This window comes from Nocardia sp. NPDC056541 (assembly GCF_042794235.1).
Taxonomy (GTDB): domain Bacteria; phylum Actinomycetota; class Actinomycetes; order Mycobacteriales; family Mycobacteriaceae; genus Nocardia.
Genome location: NZ_JBHTUD010000004.1, coordinates 12,091 through 36,663 on the forward strand (window position 1 = coordinate 12,091; position 24,573 = coordinate 36,663).

At 66.2% G+C, this 24,573-nt stretch carries 5 protein-coding genes and 1 pseudogene; all 6 read left to right on the forward strand.

The window, feature by feature from the left end; all coding sequences use genetic code 11:
• The first annotated feature begins 365 nt into the window (after positions 1-365).
• Positions 366-5,813: a type I polyketide synthase gene (locus tag ACFQ9R_RS07910; RefSeq protein WP_378989572.1), complete on the forward strand. Its 5,448-nt coding sequence runs from the start codon at positions 366-368 to the stop codon at positions 5,811-5,813.
• A gap of 6 nt (positions 5,814-5,819) precedes the next feature.
• Positions 5,820-10,280, forward strand: a complete 4,461-nt coding sequence (locus ACFQ9R_RS07915) for a type I polyketide synthase (protein WP_378989573.1) — start codon at positions 5,820-5,822, stop codon at positions 10,278-10,280.
• A gap of 22 nt (positions 10,281-10,302) precedes the next feature.
• Complete coding sequence (locus ACFQ9R_RS07920; protein WP_378989574.1) at positions 10,303-15,420, forward strand: SDR family NAD(P)-dependent oxidoreductase; 5,118 nt, start codon at positions 10,303-10,305, stop codon at positions 15,418-15,420.
• Between the two features lie 18 nt (positions 15,421-15,438).
• Complete coding sequence (locus ACFQ9R_RS07925; protein WP_378989575.1) at positions 15,439-17,733, forward strand: type I polyketide synthase; 2,295 nt, start codon at positions 15,439-15,441, stop codon at positions 17,731-17,733.
• Positions 17,734-17,771: 38 nt separating this feature from the next.
• The gene (locus ACFQ9R_RS07930; protein WP_378989576.1) at positions 17,772-18,155 is read left to right on the forward strand and encodes an acyl carrier protein; all 384 of its coding nucleotides are present in this window, start codon (positions 17,772-17,774) and stop codon (positions 18,153-18,155) included.
• 71 nt (positions 18,156-18,226) lie between these two features.
• Positions 18,227-24,481, forward strand: a pseudogene (locus ACFQ9R_RS07935) (beta-ketoacyl synthase N-terminal-like domain-containing protein); the annotation flags it as partial.
• Between the last annotated feature and the right edge of the window lie 92 nt (positions 24,482-24,573).

A 24,573-nucleotide genomic window follows, 5' to 3' on the forward strand; every position in this document is an offset into this window, starting at 1 on the left:
TCGCCGGCGGCCGGACCGGCGGCCTGCAGTCCGGGGCCGCCACGTCGCTGCTGGACTGGTCTGACCTCTGAAGATGCATGCTGACATGCTGAAATAAACCTGCGCCAGGTATGGCGGCCCCCTGCCGATCCGAGTGGACGAATTGCTCCCCAGGCTTCACGGAGGCCACCATCACCTCAAGCGAGTGTGACTTATCTCACATTAGGCGGAGAAGCTCCGGTCCTACGTAGCTGGTAGCTTCCAAAGTAAGGGGACTCGGGGCGAGGAGCGTCGAAGTCACGCGGGAGAAGTGCAATTCATGGCTCGGAGGGGATGACTATGTTCAACGATTCTAATCCAAAGATCGATGCCGGTGTAGCCCACTGATGCAGCCCGGCGCGGAATCGCTGTTAAAAAAGCTTTCTCCGGCAACCAAGGCTGCGCTACGCCGTGCGCTCGCTGCCGAGGATGTGAACGTATCCACGTCGGCGGAAACGGACGCTGTAGCGCTCATCGGCGTTGGTTGCAGGTTCCCCGGGCGCATCACCGATTCCGGTAGTTACTGGGATTCCCTGATGGAAAAACGGGATGCGATCACCGAAGTGCCGGCGGGGCGCTGGAATATTCGCGAGCAGTACGAACGGCATCCGGGAATTCCCGAGAGCAGTTCGATGAACTGGGGCGGATTCATCGATGATCCCGCTGGGTTCGACGCTGAATTTTTCGGTATATCCAGCGCCGAGGCTACGGCCATGGATCCGCAACAGCGGGTACTTCTCGAAGTCGCTTGGGAGTCGATTCAGAATTCCGGAATTCGCTCCGACGCTCTCGGCAACAGCCGGACCGCTGTGATTGTCGGGATGACGAGCTGGGATTATACGATCGTCAATATCGAGCGGCGCAGTGAGCCGGTCGCGCATATGGCTACCGGAAACACCCACAGCACCGCCGCCGGGCGTATCTCGTATCTGCTGGGTCTACACGGGCCGTCTTTCACGGTCGATACGGCCTGCTCTTCTTCGCTGGTCGCCATCCACCTCGCGTGTCAGAGCCTGCGGTCGGGCGAAAGCGACCTGGCCCTCGCCGGTGGGGTGCAGCTGAATCTGGCGCCCTACGCGGGGCTGGCGATGTCGCGATGGTCTGCCTTGTCGCCGACGGGCAGGTGCCGGGCGTTCGACAGCGAAGCCGACGGATTCGTCCGGAGCGAGGGTTGCGGTGTCGTCGTGCTCAAACGCCTGTCCGATGCGGTGCGCGACAACAATCGCATCATTTCCGTCATCCGCGGATCGGCGGTGAACCACGACGGACCGACGAACGGGCTCACTGCCCCGAGCAGGGCTGCGCAAGCCGATCTGATCCGTCAGGCACTGGCATCGGCCGATGTCCCGCCGGGGACTGTGGGTTTGATCGAAACACACGGCACTGGAACGCCGCTCGGCGATCCCATCGAGTTCGATGCGATACGTCGGTCCTACGGCGCCGCGGGTATCAGTTGCGCGCTGGGTGCGGTGAAGACGAACCTGGGTCATCTCGAGGCAGCGGCCGGGGTGGCCGGGCTGATCAAGGCGAGTCTGGCGCTCTACAACGACGCGATTCCGCCCAACAATCATTTCAACGAGTGGAATCCGCAGATAGACGCGTCGGGATCGCGCTATTTCGTTCCGACCGATTGCACGAAATGGCCGGTCGCCGATCACCCGCGTCGTGCCGGGGTGTCGTCCTTCGGCATTTCCGGCACCAATGCGCACGTGATCGTGGAACAGGCACCGGAAGTGCCGCTGACAGCGGTGCTGGAACGTCCCGTCACGGCATTGCGCCTGACGGGGAAGACGCCGGAACGGATTGCCGCCGAGGCCGATGCCCTCGCAAACTGGATGGCAGGCGACGGGGCGAAGGTTTCGATCGACGATATCGCCCACACCGTCAACCGGACACGGGCGAGCTATCGGCATCAAGCTGTGGTGGCAGGCCGGGACCGGGCCACGATTACCCGCAGGCTTCGGCAACTGTCCCGGCCGGAAGCCGATGGCGCCGTGGTGCATCGACGGTTCCGGAGCGGGCTGCGGCCGGTGTGGTTGTTCTCGGGCCAGGGATCGCAGTGGGCCGGGATGGGTCAGCGGCTGATGGCGGACGAGCCCGTCTTCGCCGCGGAAATCTCGCGGGTGAGTTCGCTGATCGCCGCCGAAGTGGATTTCGATCTTCGTGACATGCTGAGCCGCGGCGAAGAATTCAGCGGAATCTCGCAAATTCAACCCGCACTGTTCGGTATTCAGGTCGCACTCGCGGCGCTCTGGCGTTCGTACGGGGTCACACCCGGCGCCGTAATCGGTCATTCCATGGGGGAGATCGCCGCGGCGGTCGTTGTTGGCGCTATCGACGTACAGACCGGGGTGCGCGTCATCTGTCGTCGCTCCCTGCTGCTGCAGCGAAACGCGGGCCGAGGCGCGATGGCGATGCTGTCGCTCAGCTCGGCCGACTGCGCCGCACTGATCCGCGGATACCGCGGCCTGGATATCGCCGTGCTCGCGGCACCGAGCCAGACGATCGTCTCCGGCGACGAAACCGAGCTGGCCGACCTGATGGCGCGGGCCGAGAAGGAGTCGATTCCGGTCTGGTCCATCAAATGTGATGTGGCGAGCCACAGCCCCCAGGTGGACAATCTGCTCGGCGATCTGCGCCAGCGCCTCGCGGGGGTGGCGAAAAGACAAGAGCCGGAAGGCGGGTACTACTCTGCGACCTCGGCCGACCCGCTGGAGACGCCGCTGTTCGATCCCCAGTACTGGGTCGACAACCTGCGCCGGCCCGTGCAGTTCCACCGAGCCGTGTCGGCCGCGGCTGCCGACGGGTATCGGCTCTTCACCGAGATGTCTCCGCATCCGCTGCTCGCCTCACCGGTCACCGACACGCTCGAGTCGGTGCTGGCGGGAGAAGAGTTCATGGTGAATTACTCCATGAAGCGCGATCAGGATGAAACCGAGGAGTTTCGTTCTCAACTCGAGCGCGTCTTGTCCGCGCTCGAGCCGGCATTCGGCGAACTCGGGCCCGACACAGGTCGATTCGTCGATGTCCCGGCCGCGCCGTGGGCACATCAGAACTTCTGGACGGCCGATCGAGCGCCCGTCGTGGATACCGGCGGTCACCCACTGCTCGGCCGAAACGTTGGTGTCCCGCGCACCGGCACCCACGTCTGGAGTGTCGATGCCGGTACCGAACGGCATCCGTGGCTGAACGATCACCGGGTGCACGGAATGCCGGTGATGCCGGCCGCGGTGTTCGTCGATATGTGTCTGGGTGCTGCCGGTGACGTATTCGGTCTCGGATCCGAACAACTGGAGCTGCACGATTTCACCGTCGACACCATGCTCGTGCTCGACCAGCACTTGACCCTGACCACGCACCTGACCTGGCGGGCTGCTGATCGAACGGCCGAGATCGAGATCTTCTCGCAGTCGGTTGACGGCGACTGGCTCCGGCACGCCGGGGCAGTGGTGAGTCGCGTCGATGATGTGACCGGCGATCGCGACCGGGCTCCCGTCGATATGGGCGGCGAGCCGGGGACTTCCACGAAGACGGTGCCGGTGTCGGCGCTCTATGCCCTGTTGAGGCAATCCGGCCAACTACACGGGCCGGCTTTCGCGGCGTTGACCAGGATCGAACGGCATGGCGGGGGAAAGGCTTCCACCATGATCGAACTCCCGGCCTCCGCTCCGCAGAACCTTCGATTCACGGCGCATCCGGTCATCCTCGACGCTGCCCTGCAGAGCATCGGCGCCGCGCTGAGTGACACCTCTTCGACGCTGTCTGCGGACGCCACCTATCTGCCGCGATCGATCGAGTCTTTCCGGATCTTCGAACCGATCGGCCACGCAGTCGGCTGCCGCGTACGGCTACGGCAGTCCGACGATGTGGATCGCAGTGTCCAGGCATCGGTCCAGCTCGTGAACGAGGCCGGCCGGTCGGTGGCGGAATTCACCGGTATCTCCTTGAGGAAAGTGACCTCCCGGAGGCTGGATCTTCCGATCGGGCACAAGGTCTTCGACACCCGATGGACAGCGAAACCACCGACGGCACCGGCGAGTTCGTTCGATGGGAGCAGCTGGATCCTGGTGACCGACGGCGACAACTGGTCATCGTCCGCGTCGGCCGTCGCCGCCGCGATCGGCGAGAATCAGGGGCGGGTTCTCCCCGCTACGCTCGCGGACGAGCGATCATTGCTCGCGGCATACGAGTCGGCCGGGGAGGGTGAAGGCACTTCCCCGGCCGGGATAGTGATCTTCCTCGATCCCGCCGGGCTGCGGGAGGCAGCCACCGCGGTGGGAATCGCGAGCGCACAGGGGTGGCTGCGGCACTTGTCGTCCATTGTTCGGACGATCGTTCAGCACCCCGCCGAGCAATCGCCACGTCTGTGGCTGGTGGCTCGGGGCGGCCTTGCTGTTCACGATGACGAAGTCGGCGACCCCGGGGTCGGGGCACTGCGCGGGGTGATCCGGACGCTCGCGTTCGAGCATCCGGAATTGCACGCGACGCTCATCGATCTCGACCCCGGTGCCGACGGTGCCGCGGAACTGTTGTCCGAACTGAGGGCAAGCGCCGGAGACGATACGGTCGCCCTGCGTCGCGGTCTCAGATATGTGGAAACACTCGCGAGAGCGCAACTCGGCTCAGACGTTCCGGGCAATACGGTGCGAACCGACGGCTCGTACATCATCACCGGCGGCCTCGGCGGGCTGGGACTCAGCATCGCGCGATGGCTGGTGGAACAGGGTGCTGGCCGCGTGGTTCTCAACGGCCGGTCCGCGCCATCCGACGAAGTAGCGGCGCTGCTGGCGGAGTTCGGCGGCAGCGCCGAAGTGGTCGTCGAACTCGGCGACGTTTCGGCCGCCACGACCGCGGACAGACTCGTCGCGGCCGCCGAGCAGACCGGTCGGCCGTTGCGGGGTCTGATTCACGCTGCCGGCGTGCTCGACGACGGAATATTCCTCTCGCTGGACGACGAGAGCTTGACGAAGGTGTGGCGACCGAAAGTGGCCGGTGCGGTGGCCCTGCACCACGCCACCGTCGGCCGGGACATGGATTGGTGGATCGCCTTCTCATCGATGGCCGCGATGCTCGGATCGCCCGGCCAGGCAGCCTATGCCGGGGCGAACGCGTGGCTCGACGCTTTCGTTCGATGGCGCCGCGCGCAGGGCGCACCGGCATCGGTGATCAATTGGGGCCAATGGTCGGGTGTCGGATTGGCGACGTCGGTAGTGCTTCCTGTAGTCGACCCGCTCACTCCGGCGGAAGGTGTCGAGGCGTTCGGAACGCTGCTGGCCCACAACCCGGCGCGTATCGGAGTCGCGCGGCTGCGGCTGGATCGTGCGCGGGATCTTCCGGAGCTGAAACAGCTGGCCTATTTCGGGGAGGTGATCCAAGAATTCGATCATGCGGACGTATCGGAAGAATGGATCGGCCCGGACGGTCTGCGGAAAATGGGCCCCGACGAGGCGCGCAAGGCAATAGCGGAACGATTGGCCTCCCGTCTGAACGCCATAGTCGGCGCGACGTCGTCGGTCGGACTCGATGCGAGTGCTTCACTGTTTTCGGTGGGAATGGATTCGCTGATGGCGATACGTATCAAGAATGCGTGCCGAAGGGATTTCGGGGTGGAACCGTCGGTTGGACTGCTGTTGCAGGGCGCATCATTGCATGATCTGGTACAGGACATCGCCGGTCAGCTCGGGTTGAGCCTGTCCGAGCATTCGAATGAGAACGACGAAACACATAATCGGCCGATAGCACGTGCGCACGCTCGCCGAAGCGCACGGGCACGACGGTCGCGCGGCGGAGAATAGGATTGCGTGAGTAAGGTGACAGTAGCGGCCGATTCCGGTATCGAGAACTCGATTGCGATCGTCGGTATCGCCGGGAAATTTCCCGGCGCCGAGTCAGTGGAAGAATTTTGGGAAAATCTTCGTCATGGTCGCGAATCCATTATCGATATCTCCGACGATACGCTGATCGGGTCGGGAGTTCCGGAAGCGGTGTTCAAACGTCCGAATTATGTGCGGCGTGCCCCGATTCTGGCAGACATCGACAAGTTCGATGCCGAATTCTTCGGGTTCACGCCGCGAGCGGCACGGATCATGGATCCGCAACACCGGATGTTCTTGCAGACGGCCTGGAAGGCGCTCGAGGACGCCTGCTGTGATCCGTACCGGTACGACGGCGCGATAGGAGTGTTCGGCAGCAGCGCGGCCAGCGGTTACCTGCTGCACAACCTCCTTTCGCACGGTGACCTGCGCGAATCGATCGCTCAGGGAGCGAACGCAGAGCTGCTCAACCTGTTGATTCACAACGACAAGGACTATCTGGCAACCAGGCTGTCCCACCAGTTCAATCTCCGAGGCCCCAGCCTGACCGTGCAGACGGCGTGCTCCTCTTCCCTGGTGGCTGTGCACATGGCGTGTCAGAGCCTGCTGTCGAACGAATGTGACATGGCGCTCGCGGGCGCCGTATCGCTTCGGATACCGCACCACGTCGGATACTTCTACGAACCGGGATCCATGGCATCGGCGAGCGGACATTGCCGGCCCTTCGATGCCAGGGCCGACGGTACCGTCTTCGGTAGCGGTGCAGGCATCGTGGTTCTGAAGAGGCTCGAGGACGCGCTGGCGGCGAATGACACCGTCCACGCGGTGATCGCCGGTTCCGCCGTCAACAACGACGGGTCCCGGAAGATGGCGTTCACAGCGCCCAATGTCGCGGCCCAGGCGGACGTCATCGCCGAAGCACAGGCTGTCGCCGGTGTCGACTCGTCCGATATCAGCTATATCGAAGCCCACGGCACCGGGACGCCGCTGGGAGACCCCATCGAGCTGGACGCACTGCGCCGGGCTTTCGAGATATCGAGGAAACAGCGGTCGGCGCCATGCTATATAGGCTCCGTCAAGTCCAATATCGGACACCTCGAGGTGGCATCGGGTGTAGTCGGTCTGATCAAGACCGTACTGTGCCTGAAGAACCGAGCGATTCCGCCGACGCTGCATTTCGAAAAGCCCAATCCCGAACTGCGGCTCGATCGCAGTCCTTTCGTGGCACCGACAGAGTATCGCCCGTGGGATTGGGACGGCCTTCGATACGCCGGCGTGAGTTCGTTCGGAGTGGGCGGAACGAACGCGCACGTCGTGGTGCAGGAGGCCCCCGTCGTCGCCGCTGCGCCGTCCCGTTCCGGGCCGCAGGTGCTGTTGCTGTCGGCGCACACCCATGAGGCCCTCGTGGAATCACAAGGGCGCCTGGCCGCGCACCTGAATTCGAGCCCGGAACTCGACCTTCTCGATGTGGCGTACACCCTCGACAAGGGACGAAAGCCCCATCAGGTGCGAGTAGCCACCATGGTGAACGACCGGGCTTCGGCGACGCAGGCCTTGGCCGGTCGCGGAAACGAGCCCAAGATCGTGCTCGACCCGGACGCAGCGGTTGCCTTCCTGTTCCCCGGCCAAGGAACTCAGCACCTGGGGATGGCCCGGGACCTGGTGGAATCGGAGCCGGTTTTCGCCGAGACCTTCAACCGTTGTGTCGACGAGTTCCACAGACTGTCGGGTCGCGATATTCGCTCGGCGGTATTCGGCTCGGACACCACGCAATTGAACCGGACCTGCTACGCGCAGCCGGCGATCTTCAGCGTCGAGTACGCCTTGGCGAAGCTCCTGGAGTCGTACGGCGTCCGGCCCGCGGCGTTGGTCGGGCACAGCATCGGTGAATATGTGGCAGGCACGGTAGCCGGTGTCTTCGATCTCGGCACGGCGATCCGGGCTGTGGTCGCGCGCGCTGAGCTGATGCATGCCGCGCCGATGGGCGCGATGCTCGCTGTCGCGTCTGCGGTCGGCGGGATCGAGGACGGGCTGGGGCCGGAGCTGGATGTCGCCGCGATCAACGACCCGCACCAATGCGTGGTATCGGGGTCGACTCCGCGCATCGAGGAGTTCGAACGCTGGTCGGCGGGCCGGGGAATTCTGACCCGCCGATTGGATGTCTCGCACGCATTCCATTCGGGCCTGATGGAGCCAGTGGTGCCGAAGTTCCACGATGCACTCCGGGACCTGCCGCTCGCCGAACCGAAGATCCCGTTGTTGTCGAACAGATCCGGTTCGTGGATGTCAGCGGTGGAAGCGACCGATCCGGCCACGTGGGCGCAGAGTATCCGCGCTACCGTCCGGTTCAAGGACAATATCGAACATGCCCTGGACACGGCAGGCTACGTGTTCGTGGAGGTCGGACCCGGCGGATCGCTGAGCGCATCCGTGAAGCGGCACCAGAGCTGGACCGAGGACAATCACGTTGTGCGCCTCATGCGCCGACCGTCGGAGAACGCGAACGATCACGACGTCTTCCTCGGCGCACTCGGCCTGCTGTGGACTGCCGGAGTGGGTATCGATTGGTCCCCGCGGTATTCGGGCGCCGCTCCGCGCTGGGCTTCGTTGCCGGCGTATCCGTTCGCACGTGACCGCTATTGGATCGACGCCGCCCACGTTGTCACCGGCGACTCAGGAGGAGCCGACGCCACCGAACCGAAGCGGGACGTGTCCGGACGGGTCTCGGCCCCGAGCGAGAACGCCGAAGACGTGGGCGGCGTCCGGGCGATCGAGATCATGCTCAGCGAGATCGCGAACGAAGTGATCGGTGTAGACCACCTCGATCTCGACACGAACTTCTTCGATCTCGGCGTCGATTCGCTCATGGCCGTTGGATTCGTCCGACGAGCGCTGGAGTCCGGGGCGGATATCGAACCACAGGATCTGTTGGAGAATCAGACGATCCGATTGCTGGCGCGGGCCGTGTACGAGCGGTCGTTGTCGAGTGAGGGCAGCGAGAGCGCGGCCACACCCGATGCGCAAGCGGCGGATTCGGTCGCCGACACAGGCACACCGGCGAAGTTCACCGACCGCGAACTCACCGGGATCGCCGGTCAGCTGAGCGGACATCGACCGGGAACACCCGTGCCCGTCAGCGAGATCGAAGATATCTATCCGCTGTCTCCGGTACAGAAGGACACGCTGCGATACGTGCTCGCAGACGGGGGCGCCGGTGTCTTCCTCGAACAGTTGGTGGCGACGTTGGTCGGCCCACTCGACGTCGAACTGTTTCGCGATGCGACACAGCGGGTGGTCGACCGGCACCCTGCCTTGAGAACGTCGATTGCGTGGAACGGGGATGCCGAGCCTGTTCAGGTGGTTCGCCGCAGCGCGACAATTCCGTTCGTCGTCGAAGACGTGACGGCATCGGACAGCCACGATGGGGGGAAGCGCGAGAGCGAATTCATTGCCCGGGATCGGGGGCAGGGCTTCGACCTCGCCTCGGCGCCCCTCGTTCGGATCACGATCGTCAAGGTATCCGAGGACCGCCACCGAATCGTGTGGACGCATCATCGGATGCTCCTCGACGGCACATCTTTCGCCATGGTCGTCGCGGAAACCGCCGCCCGATACCAAGGTCTGAAGGCGGGAAGACTGAGCGCGCCGAAGGCCGCTCGGCCGTTCCGGGACTACATTTCGTGGGTTCACGAACTCGACGGCGATTCCGCCGAGGAGTTCTGGCGCGCCGAGCTGAACGGCATGAGGTCCAACGCGCTGAAGGAGATTCGTCCCGCGGAAGCCCCCGCAGCCTCCGGGGAGGGAGACGCGCAGCCGGTTGTCGCCGTCGGACTCACCGCCGCGCAGACGGCACACGTCACCGAAAGCCTGCGTGCTCAGCGCGTAACTTTGGCGACCGCGGCCTACGGGGCGTGGGCAGGCGTCGTCGAGCGGCACAGCGGCGAATCGGACGTCACCATCGGCGCGGCCGTATCCGGGAGGTTCGGTCCCTCGGTCGGCATGGAGCAGATCGTCGGTGCGTTCTCGAACGTGGTCCCGCTGCGCGTTCACTTCGATCCGTCGGTTCCCACCGGAGAATTGCTGCGACAACTCCAGTCCCATGTCACCTCGCTCAGGAGTTTCGAGCATGTCGCACCGCCTGACCTGGCGCAGTGGTCGGGCGTGCCCGCGGGGCGTCCACTGTTCGAGACCGCGGTGTCGGTCGCGGTCCACGCATACGAAGGTCTGGACGTCGGCTTCGCCGATGTGTCGTTCGAGGATGTCGACGTTCACCTCCGATCGAACGTCCCGCTCTGGGTGATGGTGATTCCCGGCGCCGAGATCTCGTTCCGGGTGATCTACCACGCCGCCCGGATCGACGCAGCGGAGGCAAGGTCGCTGCTCCAGGATTGGGTGTCGATTTTCCTGGAGTTGGTCGGGGAGGGTCGGCCGGGTGTCGATGGCGAATAGGGGCGGGCCCGACCGTGTTGCGGTGCCGGTCGTTCCGTGGGTGATTTCGGCCAAGAGTGCTGCCGCGTTGACCGCGCAGGCCGCGAAACTGCTGGCTCACGTGGAGCGACACCCCGGGCTGGACCCGGTCGATATCGGCTATTCGCTGGTGACGACGCGATCCACGTTCGATCACCGGGCTGTCGTTCTGGGCAGGGACAAGGACGAACTCGTCGCCGGACTCACGGCCTTGGCCCAGGACGCCACCGCGCCCGGACTCGTGACCGGCCGTACGACGGTCGGGGCCAAGACCGTTTTTCTGTTCCCGGGCCAGGGCAGCCAATCGTCGGGTATGGGGCGCCTGCTCTGGGATCGGTATCCGGTCTATACCACGGCGTTCGACGCCATCTGTGCCGAGTTCGACGGAGAACTCGAGACTTCGCTGCGCGAGGTGATCTTCGCCGACCCCGGCTCCGGCACCGCCGAGTTGCTGCATCAGACCGTGTATACGCAGGCCGCACTGTTCGCGGTGGAGGTGGCGCTCTTCCGGCTGCTCGATTCCTGGAATGTGCGGCCGGACTGTGCGATGGGGCATTCGCTGGGCGAGATCACCGCCGCCCATATCGCCGGTGTCCTGCCGCTGAAGGATGCCTGCACCCTGGTAGCCGCACGCGGTCGGCTCATGCAATCCCTGCCCGCCGGCGGTTCGATGATGTCGGTATCGGCGGCGGAGGATTTCGTGGCACCCTTGCTGGCGGATTACGGAGACAGGCTCGGCATAGCGGCGGTGAACGCACCCACCTCGGTGGTCGTCTCCGGCGACGACGACGCGGTCGGAGAATTCGAAGAGGCGCTGGCAGCCGCCGGAAAACAGACGAAGCGACTACGGACCAGCCACGCCTTCCATTCCCGGCGAATGGACCCCGTCCTGGCCGACTTCGCCGCGGTCTGCCGCGGCCTCGATTTTCACGCGCCCGGCATCGAAGTCGTTTCCAACCTCACCGGAAAGCCCGCGGACCCCACCCAGCTCGGTTCACCGGACTACTGGGTTCGGCATCTGCGCGACCCCGTCCGATTCATGTCGGGCGCCCAATACCTGGGCCGAGGTGGCAACGCCGGCAGTTTCCTCGAAATCGGCCCCGGCACCGCGCTTTCCGTGATGACGCGGGAAAGTCTCGCGGCTGCGGGCGACGCCACGCCACCGCAGGTCGTCACGTCGATTCTCCGGCTGAACCGTGACGCCGACACGGCCTTCGTCACCGGTGTGGCGGAGGCGTATGTGGTCGGTGTCGGTGTGGATTGGTCGGCTGTCTTCGCGGGGACCGGTGCCGGGCGGGTCGACCTGCCGACGTACGCCTTTCAGCGAAAGTCGTTCTGGCTGAACGAGAGTACGACTACAGATGTCGGCGCGGCCGGTCTATCCGCGGCGGGTCATCCGATGTTGGGTGCGGTGGTCGATCTGGCCGCCGGTAGCGGGGTGTTGCTGTCGGGGCGGTTGGGGTTGCAGACGCATCCGTGGCTGGCCGACCATCGGGTGGGTGGTGCGATCTTGCTGCCGGGGACGGCGTTCGTGGAGTTGGCGCTGCACGCAGGCAGTGTGGTGCAGGCTCCGGTAGTGGAGGAGCTGATCTTGCAGGCGCCCTTGGTGGTGCCGGACTCGGGCGCGGTCGAGCTGCAGGTCGCCGTCGACGAGCCGACGGGGTCCGGGCAGCGGTCGGTGACGGTGTTCTCCCGCCCCCAGGTCCCCGGCCACGGCTCGGGTGCGCCATGGGTGTGCCACGCGACGGGCGTATTGCGTTCGGAGAGTAAGGGTTTCGGAAGTTCGGGCGATTCGGCGCAGTGGCCACCCGCTGGTGCGTCGGCGGTCCCGCTGGGTGAGGTGTACGAAGATCTGGCCGAGGCGGGGTACGAATACGGATCGGTCTTCCGGGGTCTCCGGTCGGTGTGGCGTCGTGGGGACGAGACGTTTGCCGAGGTGAGCATGCCGGAGCATGCGCGGGCGGAGGTGGAAGGGTTCGGCATTCATCCGGCATTGCTGGATTCCGCACTGCACGCGCTGCTGGTCACGGGTGCGCTCGGTGCCGGAACCGCCGCCGGAGATGTCCGCCTGCCGTTCTCCTGGGAGGACGTTTCGCTGTCGGCTGTCGGCGCCACCGATCTGCGGGTTCGACTGCGGGTCGTGGGTTCCGATCGTGTCGAGATCGAGTTGTCCGATCCGGCGGGGGGACCGGTGGCGCGGGTGGGAGCGCTGACGGTTCGAGATGTTTCACCCGCCTCGTTCGGTGCGGCGGCGCAGCGCTTTTCGGTCGGTGACGCACTGTTCACGACCAACTGGTTGGCGGCTCCGTCCAAGGAAGCCGTTGTGCCGCAGGGTGAGTGGACGACCGTTGCCGACGAGACCGGCCTGCCGTTGGAGCGGTGCGTAGTCCACGGCCGGGAATACCTGGTGGCGCGGTGCTTCTTCGCCGAGATCGGTGCGGAGGGCGCCCGACAGGTGCGCACCGGTGTGACCGACGTCCTGGCGCTGTTGCAGAACTCGCAGGCGGTGGATTCGCCGCCGGCCGTCGTGGTCACCTCGGGTGCGGTCGCGACGCATCGCGTCGAGGATGTCGATGATCTGGTGGGCGCCGCCGTGTGGGGGCTGGTCCGCAGTGCCCAGAACGAGAACCCCGGACGGATCGTCCTGGTCGATGTCGGGGATCCTGCGGAATACCGCACCGGGGTCGTCGCCGCGATCTCGCATGGCGGCGAACATCAGAGTGCCGTGCGGGACGGGGAGGTACTCGTGCCACGGCTGGTACGAGTCGGCGCAGATGTCCTCGGCTCCGCGGAGCTTGTCACCGCCGGCGGCGATTGGCAGCTGGTGACGCGAGGGCGAGGGACGTTGCACGGCGACAACATGATCGCCGCTTCCCATGATTCGTCGCCTGCGTCGTTGCGGGCGGGTGAGGTTCGGGTCGGCTTGCGTGCGGTCGGCCTGAATTTCCGTGATGTGCTGATCGCGTTGGAGATGTACCCGATTGCGGACACCCCGGTCGGCAGCGAGGGTGCCGGTGTGGTGCTCGAGGTGGCCGACGATGTGGTGGATCTGACGCCCGGCGATCGGGTGATGGGCATCTTCGCGGGGATCGGGTCGACGGTGGTGGCGGATCAGCGGATGATGGTTCGTCTTCCCGAAGTGCTGACGTTCGAAGAAGCGGCCGGAGTGCCCGTCGTGTTCGCGACCGCGGTCTACGCGCTGCGGGATCTGGCGCAGGCGTCGCCGGGCGAGTCGGTGTTGGTGCATTCGGCGACCGGCGGTGTCGGTATGGCCGCTGTGCAGCTGGCGCGCCATTGGGGACTGGATCTCTACGTGACGGCGAGCGTTCCGAAATGGGATGCCCTGCGTGCCGCGGGATTTTCCGACGATCGGATCGGCGATACCCGGAGCACCGATTTCTCCGCCGAATTCCTCCGGAACACCGGCGGCTCGGGAGTCGACGTGGTTCTCAATTCGCTGACCGGCGACAAGATCGACGCCTCGCTGGAACTGCTGTCACGCGGTGGCCGATTCATCGAAATGGGCGTCACCGATATCCGCGAGGCGGAGCAGATCACCGCGCGGTATCCCGGCGTCGAATACCGCGCGTTCATGCTGCCAGAGGCGGGCGCCGACCGGATTCACGAAATCTTGGTCGAGGTGGCCGACCTGTTCGACACCGGTGCGTTGCGGCCGGTGCCGGTCACGGTGTGGGATGTGCGTCAGGCGCCGGAGGCATGCCGGTTCCTGAGTCAGGCCAGACACGTCGGAAAGAACGTCCTGTCGATACCGAGGAGCCGCAACCCCGAGGGGACCGTGCTCATATCCGGTGGCACCGGTGGTCTCGGAGGCAGGCTGGCCGAACATTTGGTGGCCGAGTGCGGTGTGCGCCATCTGGTGCTGACTTCACGCCGCGGGCCTGCCGCCCTGGGGGTCGGCGAATTGGCTTCGCGATTGTCGGAACTGGGCGCGCGGGTCGAGGTGGTCGCCTGCGACATGGCGAACCCTGCCGCGGTCCGATCACTGGTGGCGGGTATCGATCGGTCGCACCCGCTGACGGCAGTCGTTCAGGTAGCGGGTGTGGTGGACGACGCGGTCTTCTCGTCGCAGACGCCGGGGCATGTCGAGCGGGCGCTGCTGCCCAAGGTGGATGCCACGTGGAATCTGCACGAGGCGACTCGCGATCTGCCGTTGGACGCGTTCGTCATGTACTCCTCGGTGGCGGGGGTGCTCGGCAGTCCCGGCCAAGCGAATTACGCGGCGGCGAACGCCTTTCTGGACGGCTTGGCGCACCACCGCCAGCGGCTCGGCTTGCCGGCGACCGCCATGGCCTGGGGCGTCTGGGAGCGGCCCACCGGGATGACCGGGCACCTGCGGGACGCGGATCTCGAGCGATTGCGGCGTGGCGGTTTCGCGCCGATTTCGGACGCCAAGGGCATGGCCCTGTTCGATGCGGCGATGGCCACGGGTCTGCCGTCGACCGTGCCTGCCCCCATGGAACTGGAGGCGATTCGCCGGCGGATTGTCGACGTGGACGACATTCCGCCGCTGCTGCGCGGACTGGTCCGGGTAACCAGACGAGCTTCCGACAGCGATTCGGGTACCGTCTCGAAGCTGCTGGCTGAATCGGCCGGGCTCAGCCGCGCCGACAAGGAACGACTGTTCCTCGACGCGATCCGCTCGCACGCGGCCACTGTGCTCGGGCACGGCTCTCCCGACGACATCCCCGCCGACTCCGCCTTCGCCGACCTGGGATTCGACTCGCTCGGCGCGGTCGAGTTCCGCAATCGAGTGCAGTCCGCGACCGGTGTGAAGCTGTCGGCGACCGCCGTCTTCGACTATCCGACTCCCTCGGCATTGGCTCGCTACATCGGCGAGCATCTCGCGCCCGACGACAACCCGGCAAGACGAATACTCGGTCAGATCGACTCACTCGCCGAGACCTCGCTACTCGGGGATCTCGAAGATCAAGACCTCCGGATCTTCGCGGATCGTATGGAGGAAATGGCCAGGAGAGTCAGGGCGACATTGCCGGAGAGCGTCGTTGTGAGTCGTGAGGTCGATCCGGAAGAGGACATAGATTTTGATGAAGACGACGCCATATTCGAGTATCTGGACCGTTCCGATCCGACGTTCAACTGAGTTGAGAGGTCTTTCGCAGTGAGGGAGGACGAGCTCCGGGACTATCTGAAGAAGGCCGTCAAGGACCTGCAGAAGGCTCGCCAGCGCTTGCGGGACATCGAGGCGAAGTCGCGCGAGCCGATCGCGATCATCGGCATGTCCTGCCGCTATCCAGGTGGCATCGAATCACCTCAGGACCTGTGGGAGACCGTTCTGAACGGTCGCGATGTCATCACGGATTGGCCGACGGATCGCGGGTGGGACAACCTTGTCCGACATGGTCTCGGGCCCATAGATTTCGACAAGATCCGGAGTCGTTCCGGCGGATTCCTCACCGCGCCTGGCGAGTTCGATGCCGAATTCTTCGGGATCACGCCACCCGAGGCGTCGGCGATGGATCCACAACAGCGCCTGGTGCTGGAAGCGGCGTGGGAGGCTGTCGAATGCGCCAGGATCGATCCACGGACGTTGCACGGCAGCGACACCGGCGTCTATGTCGGCGCGGGCAATGACCAAGGCTATGGATCCCTGGAGGCGCAGGGGGAGTACGCCGATACCGACTCGACGGCTTATCTGACCGGAAGTGTCGCGGCGCTGGCCTCGGGGCGGATCTCGTACGTCCTGGGCCTGAAAGGGCCTGCGATAAGCCTGGATACCGCGTGTTCGTCAGGTTTGGTGGCCGTGCATACGGCCGTGCAGGCCCTGCGTTCGGGCGAATGCGCGATGGCGCTGGCCGGGGGCGGTTCGGTCCTCGCGACGCCGGGAGTCTTCGCGCTGTTCGAGGGCGGTCTCGGAGTGGCCGCAGACGGGCGGGTGAAATCGTTCGCGGCGGGCGCCGACGGGACGATTTTCGCCGAAGGCGTGGGAATGCTGGTGCTGGAGCGCTTGTCGCAGGCACGGCGGCTCGGGCACGAGGTGCTGGCGGTGGTGCGTGGTTCGGCGGTCAATCAGGATGGTGCCTCGAACGGGTTCATGGCGCCGAACGGCCTGGCTCAGCAGCAGGTGATCCGCGCGGCGCTGGCCAACGCCGGGGTGCCGGCCGCCGAAGTGGATGTGGTGGAAGGACACGGGACCGGTACCGAGCTGGGGGACCTGATCGAGGCACAGGCATTGCTGGCGACCTACGGACAGAGCAGGCAGCAGGATCGGCCGTTGCTGCTGGGATCGATCAAGTCGAACATGGGCCACACACAGCTCGCTTCCGGGATCGCGGGGGTGATCAAGATGGTGGAGGCGATGCGCTGCGAGACAGTGCCGTCGACGCTGCATGTCGATGAACCCAGCCCCCATGTGGACTGGTCGACCGGGGGCGTGCACGTGGTTACCGAGACACAGTCGTGGCCGGACAATGATTGGCCGCGCCGGGCCGCAGTATCGTCCTACGGAATCAGCGGCACCAACGCGCATGTGATTCTCGAGCAGGTTCCCTCGGGCGTTCCTGTCGACGCGACAGATTCGGCCGTGCTCTCGGTGATTCCGTGGGTGATTTCGGCCAAGAGTGACGCGGCCCTGATGGCGCAGTCGGCGAAGCTGCTCGCTCATGTGCAGCGGCACCCGGAGTTGGATCCGGTCGATATCGGTTATTCGCTGGCGACGACACGATCGGCGTTCGACTACCGGGCCGTTGTCCTCGGCAGGGACAGGAAAGAACTCGTTGACGGACTGACGGCATTGGCCGAAGGTTCCACCGTGACGGGGCTTCTCACCGGCCGAACGGCAGTCGACGCGACGACGACCTTCCACTTCGCTGGACGGGATACCGGTGCGGGACAGCTGCTGTACGAGGAATTTCCGGTTTTCGCCGCCGCGTTCGACGCTGTCACTGCTGAGTTCGGTGAACAGCCGGCGGCGCCGTTCACGGTGGAGGTTGCCCTGGTCCGGTTGCTGGAATCCTGGGGTGTGCGGCCGGATTGTGTGATGGGCAGTTCGCTGGGTGAGATCACCGCTGCTCATGTCGCTGGTGTTTTGTCGTTCAAGGATGCCTGCACGCTGGCGACCGCGGACGAATTGCCCACGGCACTGGCCGATTTCGCTCTCGCGGAGCCGTCGATATCGTTCGCGGCCTCGGGCGAACCGGCCGGGCCGTTCGGCTCCTTGTACACCCCGGAGCCGGCGCGCGACGTGCTGGCACGTCCGGGAGCCACCCTCATCGAGATCGGATTCGACGCACCGCATGCGCTTCTTCGGGGCGTCGCGGGCGGCTGGATTCGAGGGATCCGGGTCGACTGGGGAGCCGTCTTCGGACGGCGGGGCACGGTGGCATTGCCCACGTATGCATTTCAGCGGCAACGCTATTGGCGTGGCATCGCCCTCGGAAATGAGGAATCCAAGTGAGTCATGACTCGTCGGGCGCCTCGTCCGGTTCGCGGCCGGTGAATATTCCCGGTGAGCGAGAAATCCGTTCCTGGTTCATCGGTGCACTCGCGGAGAAGCTGGCGGTACCACGCGCGGAGATCGATACCACCGTGCCGTTCGCGGAGCTGGGATTGACGTCGCTGCAAGGCGTGCGGATGTCGGATGAGCTGAGTCGATGGCTCGGCGTCGCGGTATCGGCCGGAGTCGTCTTCGACTATCCGACAATCGATCTGCTGGCCCGTCACCTGTTCAGTGAGATCAGCGACGGTGACTCGACCGAGATGACCGAAGCATCGGATCCCGGGGACGAGGATGCCGGGGAAAGTTTGGAAGACATAGAGCAACTGCTCCGACTGCTGGATGAGGATGCCGGCGGAGATGGTCACGGGGAGACCGAGTGAGTACTGCGAACTCTTTTCGCAGCTTGATTTGAATGGGTGCGCATATGTTCGGTTCGTTTTTGGATCTGTTGATGCTGCGGAAGGCGGAGCAAGGATCTGGTCTCGCCTTCCGATTCCTGAAAACGGGCGACATCGGCGGTGACATCGATGAACTGACCTACGCCGACCTGGAACGCCGGGCCATGGCGATCGGGGCACGGTTGCAGGCCGAGGGTTTCGCGCATCGGCGGGCGTTGTTGCTGTACCCACCGGGGATCGAGTTCCTCTCGGGCTTCTTCGGCTGCCTTGCCGGTGCCGTGGTGGCGGTGCCGGTGCCGTTGCCACAGCGGCACGAGGTCGATCGGGCGTTGCGCCGGTTGCGTCAGGTCATCGCGGACGCCGACATCCAGGTGGTGCTGACCACCCGATCGGTCATCGATGCGCTCGGCGCGGTGGTCGAGCAGGTGCCGGAACTGGCGAGGCTGCGATGGATCGCGACCGACGAAGTTCCCGGCGATATCGCGTCGACCTGGTCCGATCCCGGGGTGGGCCCGGAAACGGTCGCCTTTCTGCAGTACACGTCGGGCTCTACGAGTGCACCGCGAGGCGTCGTCGTCACCCACCGCAACCTCCTGCACAATCAGCAGGCGATCGCCGAGGCCATGGACCACACCCCCGAGCGGGTGGCGTCGTGGAACGGTTCGTTGTTCGTCAGCTGGTTGCCGGTGTATCACGACATGGGGCTGATCGGGCCGGTGTTGCAGACGGTGTATCTGGGGGTCGATGCAGTTCTGTTCTCTCCGTTGCACTTTCTGCAGAAGCCGGAGCGGTGGCTGCACGCGGTATCGCACTTTCGGGCGCACACCAGCGGCGGTCCCAACTTCGGCTACGAACTGGCCGCACGGCGAGTCACCGCCGAACTGGCAGAACAGCTGGACCTGAGCCGATGGCGGGTGGCGTTCAACGGGGCGGAGCCGGTGCGCGCAGGCACACTGCGCCGATTCGCGGACGCGTTCGCACCGTCGGGGTTTCGGCCGGAGACATTCCAGCCGGTCTACGGCTTGGCCGAGGCCACGCTGCTCGTGACGGGCGCTCCGGTCGATCGCGCACCGACAGTGGTGAAACATTCCACCGATGCCGACCCCGCCCGGTCACGTGAGGTGGTCGGGGTGGGTTACCCGCCCCGAGGTGTCACGCTCGCGATCGTGGATCCCGAGCGAGGCGTGGAGTGCCGCGACGGCGAAGTCGGCGAGATCTGGGTGTCCGGCGACAGTGTGGCGGCAGGGTATCTGAACGACGAGGACAAGACGGCCGAGGTGTTCGGCGGCGTCCTCGTCGACGGTCGGGGTCGTTTTCTGCGGACCGGCGATCTCGGATTCCTTTCCGCGGGCGAATTGTTCGTCGCGGGGCGGAGCAAGGATCTGCTGATCATCGACGGCAAGAACCACTACCCGCAGGACATCGAGTTGACGGCCGAATCCGCGCACGGCTCGGTGCGTCCGGGCTGCGTCGCGGCGTTCCCCGTGGACACGGGCGATGTCGGGGAGCAGCTGGTACTGGTCGTCGAAGTGGCGGCGACCGAGGCGGACGAGCTGGACTACATCCGGGCAGCTGTCCGCGGCGCCGTTGCTACCGAACACGCCATCGCCATCCACGATGTCGTGCTGATCCGCCCGCGAACGATCTTGAAGACGAGTAGCGGCAAGGTCCAGCGCCGGGCTTGCCGCACAGCCTATCTCGACGGCGAACTGGACACGGTCGAGGTTCCGGCAGGCGCTGCGGCAGCGGAGAACCTGGAGACTCGACGCATCGCCGACACGGCTTCGGCGGCGCAGATCGAGGCGTGGCTGATCGCCGCGGTGGCGCAGGAGACCGGCCTGCACCAGGACCGGATCGACGTCGATCGTCCGCTGGCCGAATTCGGTTTGGGCTCCAGCAGTTTGGTCCGGCTCACGGCGAGTTTGGCCGAAAGCATCGGCCGGGATGTCGATCCGAGTGTGATCTTCGAACATCCGACTATCACCGCCCTCGGCACCGTCCTCGCTGAGGCGGCCACACCACGAGCCGACGAACAGCCCGACACCGGCGACAGTGCCGTGGCGATTGTGGGGATGGCATGCCGATTGCCCGGCGGAGCAGACGATCCGGAAGCATTCTGGAAGCTGCTGGCCGACGGGACAGACGTAGTCGGCGAGGTGCCGTCGGGTCGATGGAACCTCGACGGGCTGTACCATCCGGACCCCGACGTCGCGGGCACGGCATACACACTGCGGGGCGGATTTCTCGAGCGGATCGCCGAGTTCGACGCCGCCTTCTTCGGCATCACGCCGCGGGAAGCCGCGGCGATGGACCCGCAGCAGCGGCTGCTGTTGCAGACCAGCTGGGAGGCGATCGAACGGTCCGGGTGTGATCCTCGCGCATTGAGCGGTACGTCGACCGGGGTGTATCTCGGGCTCTACAGCAGCACCTACCTCGTCGGCGCGGCGCTGGCTCAGCTCGACGGTTATGTGGGCACCGGTTCGGCGACCAGTGTCGCGGCCGGCCGGATCGCCTACCAGCTGGGCCTGCACGGCCCGGCGGTGACCATCGACACGGCGTGTTCGTCGTCGCTGGTGGCGCTGCATCTGGCCGCGCAGGCACTGCGGGCGGGTGAATGTGATCAGGCCCTCGCGGGTGGGGCCACGGTGTTGGTGGGCCCCGAGACCCACGTTGAGTTCAGCAGGCTGCGAGCGATGTCGCCGTCTGGGGTGTGCAGGCCGTTCTCCGCCGACGCCGACGGCATGGTGTGGGGCGAAGGTTGCGGCGTGGTGATGCTCAAGCGCCTGGACGACGCCGTGCGCGACGGCGATCCGGTGCTGGCGGTGCTTCGGGGGTCGGCAGTCAACTCGGACGGTCGTAGCCAGGGCCTGACCGCTCCGAACGGTATCGCGCAGGAACGGGTCATGCGCGCGGCGCTGGCCGCGGCGGGTCTGCACGCGGCCGACATCGACTACGTGGAGGCGCACGGCACCGGCACCACCCTCGGCGATCCGATCGAAATGCGGGCGTTGGCAAGGGTATTCGGTCCGGGTCGCGAACCGGGGCGTCCGATGGGGGTGGGTTCGGCGAAGTCCAACCTCGGGCACAGCCAGGCAGCGGCCGGGATCGTCGGCGTGATCAAGACCGTGCTCGCGCTGCGGCACGAGACAGTTCCTGCTTCGCTGCACGCCGAGCATCCGACCGAGCGGATCGACTGGGAGACGAGCGGTGTCGCGGTGCAGAATCGGCCCGCGCGGTGGCTTCGCGGTAGCCGGCCGCGGCGGGCCGGGGTGAGCTCGTTCGGGATCAGCGGCACCAACGCGCATGTCGTCCTCGAGGAGGCGCCACCCGCGGCTGTCGAACCGGACGGCGCGGGCAGCGCGACCTTGTTCCCCCTCTCGGCCCGCAGTGATGCCGCACTGCGCGGTCAGCTCGAGCGCCTGATCGGCCTGGTGGAATCGGATCCGGGCCTCGCTCTGCCGTCGGTGGCGCGATCACTTGCCCTGCACCGCACGCACTTCGAGCGCCGGGCAGTGGTCGTGGCCGCCGATCGTGCGGAGTTGCTCGAGGGACTTCGGGCAGTCTCGCTGGGCGAGCCCGCGCCGAACACGGTGGGGCCCGAGGACGCGGTGATCTCGGGCAAGGTGGCGTTCGTATTTCCTGGGCAAGGATCCCAGTGGCTGCGGATGGGCCGGGATCTGTGGTCGCAATCCCCAGTGTTCCGAGCCGAATTCACACGTTGCGACGAAGCGTTGCGCCCCCACACCGGCTGGTCGGCGGTGGGTGTGCTGTGTGGTGATGCGGACGCGCCCCCGCTGCGTGACGATGATGTCGTGCAGCCGATGCTGTTCGCGGTGATGGTGTCGCTGGCCGCGATGTGGCAGGCGGCCGGCGTGCTGCCGGACGCGGTGGTAGGCCACAGCCAGGGTGAGATCGCCGCGGCCTATGTCGGCGGTGCCATCGGGCTGGCGGCCGCGGCAGCCGTGATCACCCGGCGCAGCCGGGCCTTGTCGACCGTCAGCGGTGGTGCGATGGCGGCGGTCGGATTGCCTGCCGCGGCACTGGAAGCGAGGCTGGGTGGCGGGGTGTCGGTGGCCGCGGTGAACAGTGGCGCCTCCACCGTGCTGACCGGTGACCGCGAGGCCGTGACGGCCCTGCTGGCCGAACTGGAGCAGGAGAACGTCTTCTGCCGTCTGCTGGCGGTGAACTACGCATCGCACTGCTCGGACATGGACCCGCTGCGGGAGCCACTGGCTGCCGAGCTGGCGGGGATCGTTGCCCTTCCGGCCTCGATCACCTGGTACTCGACGGTCTCCGCGGAGCCACTGCCCGCCGAGCCGCTGGCGCCGGACTACTGGTATCGCAATCTGCGCGAGCCGGTCCGTTTCGCCGACACGATCGAGCGGATGATCGGCGACGGCTACCGATTCTTCGTCGAGGCGAGCCCGCATCCGAGCTTGACCACGGCCGTCGAAACCGTTGCCGCGGAGTGTGATCGCGCGGTCGTCGCGGTCGGCTCCCTGCGCCGAGGCGAAAGCGGTCCACGTTGTCACGATCGCGCGGTGGCGCAGCTGTACGTCGGCGGTTTCGGGCTGGACTGGACACCTCTGATGCCCGCGTCCGGCCGCGCCGATCTGCCCACGTATGCCTGGGATCCGCAGTCGTACTGGACCGAGCCGAAGGGAATCGGCACGAGCAGGTCGGGGCTGTCCACGATCGGTCACCCGCTCCTGGATGTGGTGGTGGCGCAGCCGGATTCCGGTGGTGTGGTGGTGGCAGGCAGGGTGGCCATGGCGTCGGCTGGCTGGCTTCGTGATCACACCGTGGGTGGCTCGGTCCTGATGCCCGGTGCGGCCCTCGTGGAGCTGGCCGTGCGAGCAGGTGACGAGGTGGGCTGTCCGGTAGTCGCCGAACTCGTGCTGCACGCGCCGTTGGTGGTGCCCGCTGTGGGAGGCGCGTACCTGCGGGTCGTGGTCGGCGGTCCGCAGCAGGGTGGGATGCGTGCGGTGTCGGTGTACTCGCGCGAGGAGGGCAGGACAGAGGACGGCGAGCGACCCTGGGTGTGCCATGCGTCCGGGGAGTTGTCGCCACAGACCTCGGCGCCGACGATGCCCGAACTGGCCCAGTGGCCGCCGGCGCGCGTGGTCGAGTCCGATATCGGGTGTTTCTACGCTGACCTCGCCGAGCGGGGATACGAGTACGGTCCGGCGTTCCAGGGTGTGCGCGCGGCGTGGCGGCGCGGCGCGGACGAGGTGTTCGCGGAGGTGGTGTTGCCGGAGCCGGAGGACGTCGGCCCGTACGCGCTCCACCCTGCGCTGTGGGACGCGGCGGTGCAGGTCATCGCGTTGGCCGGGTTAGAGCCGGCGGACGGGTTCGTGCTGCTGCCCTTCTCCTGGTCCGGGGTGTCGATACACGCGGTCGGCGCGACCGCGCTGCGGGTGCAGCTGACCCGCAGCGGAGACCGGCAGGTGCGGGTGCGGATGGCCGATCCCTCGGGCGCGCCGGTGGCCTCGATCGAATCTCTTGCGGTGCGGGACATGTCGTTGTCGCAGTTCACATCGACCGTCTCCGGACCGGGATCGCAATTCGCGGTCGAATGGGTGCCGCTTCCGTCGCCGGGGCGCACCGAAACCGTGGCGCGGACGGTCTTGACGGTGCGACCGCCCGACGCGCCGCACGGTGTCCCGGCCGACCTGGCGGCATCGACGCGGACCGCGGTCGCCACGGTGCTCGAACGGGTGCGGCGGTGGCTGTCGACCGGCCCGGATGCCCCGCTCGTGGTGGTGACGTGCCGGGCGGTGTCGGTCCACGGCGAGGACGTGGTCGATCTGAGCCGCGCGCCGGTGTGGGGATTGCTGCGCTCGGCCCAGACGGAGAATCCCGGGCAGATCGTGCTGGTCGATGTCGAGGATTGGACACAGGTCGACACCGCGGTGTCCGCGGCGCTGGCGGTCGACGAGCCACAGGTGGCATGGCGTGACGGTGCGGTACTGGCACCCCGGCTGATCAGGGACAACGGACAGTCCACCCTCAGCGCGCCCGCCGGGAGCGCCGCCTGGGGACTGGTCACCCTCGGTACCGGCACGCTGGACGCGGACAACCTGGCCTTGCGGCCGTGGCCGGCAGCGGATCGGCGGCTCGGTCCACGCGAGGTGCGCCTGGGTGTGCGTGCCAACGGTATGAACTTCCGCGATGTGCTGATCGCGCTCGGCACCTACCCCGACCCGGGCATCGCGGTGGGTGCCGAAGGCTCGGGCGTGGTCCTCGAGGTGGGGGAGGAGGTGACCGATCTCGCGCCCGGAGAACGGGTGATGGGATTGTTCGCCGGCGCCGGTTCGGTGGCGGTGGCCGATCGCCGTACGGTGGTGCCGATTCCCGCCGGGCTGACCTTCGCCCAGGCCGCCGCGATTCCGGCGGCCTT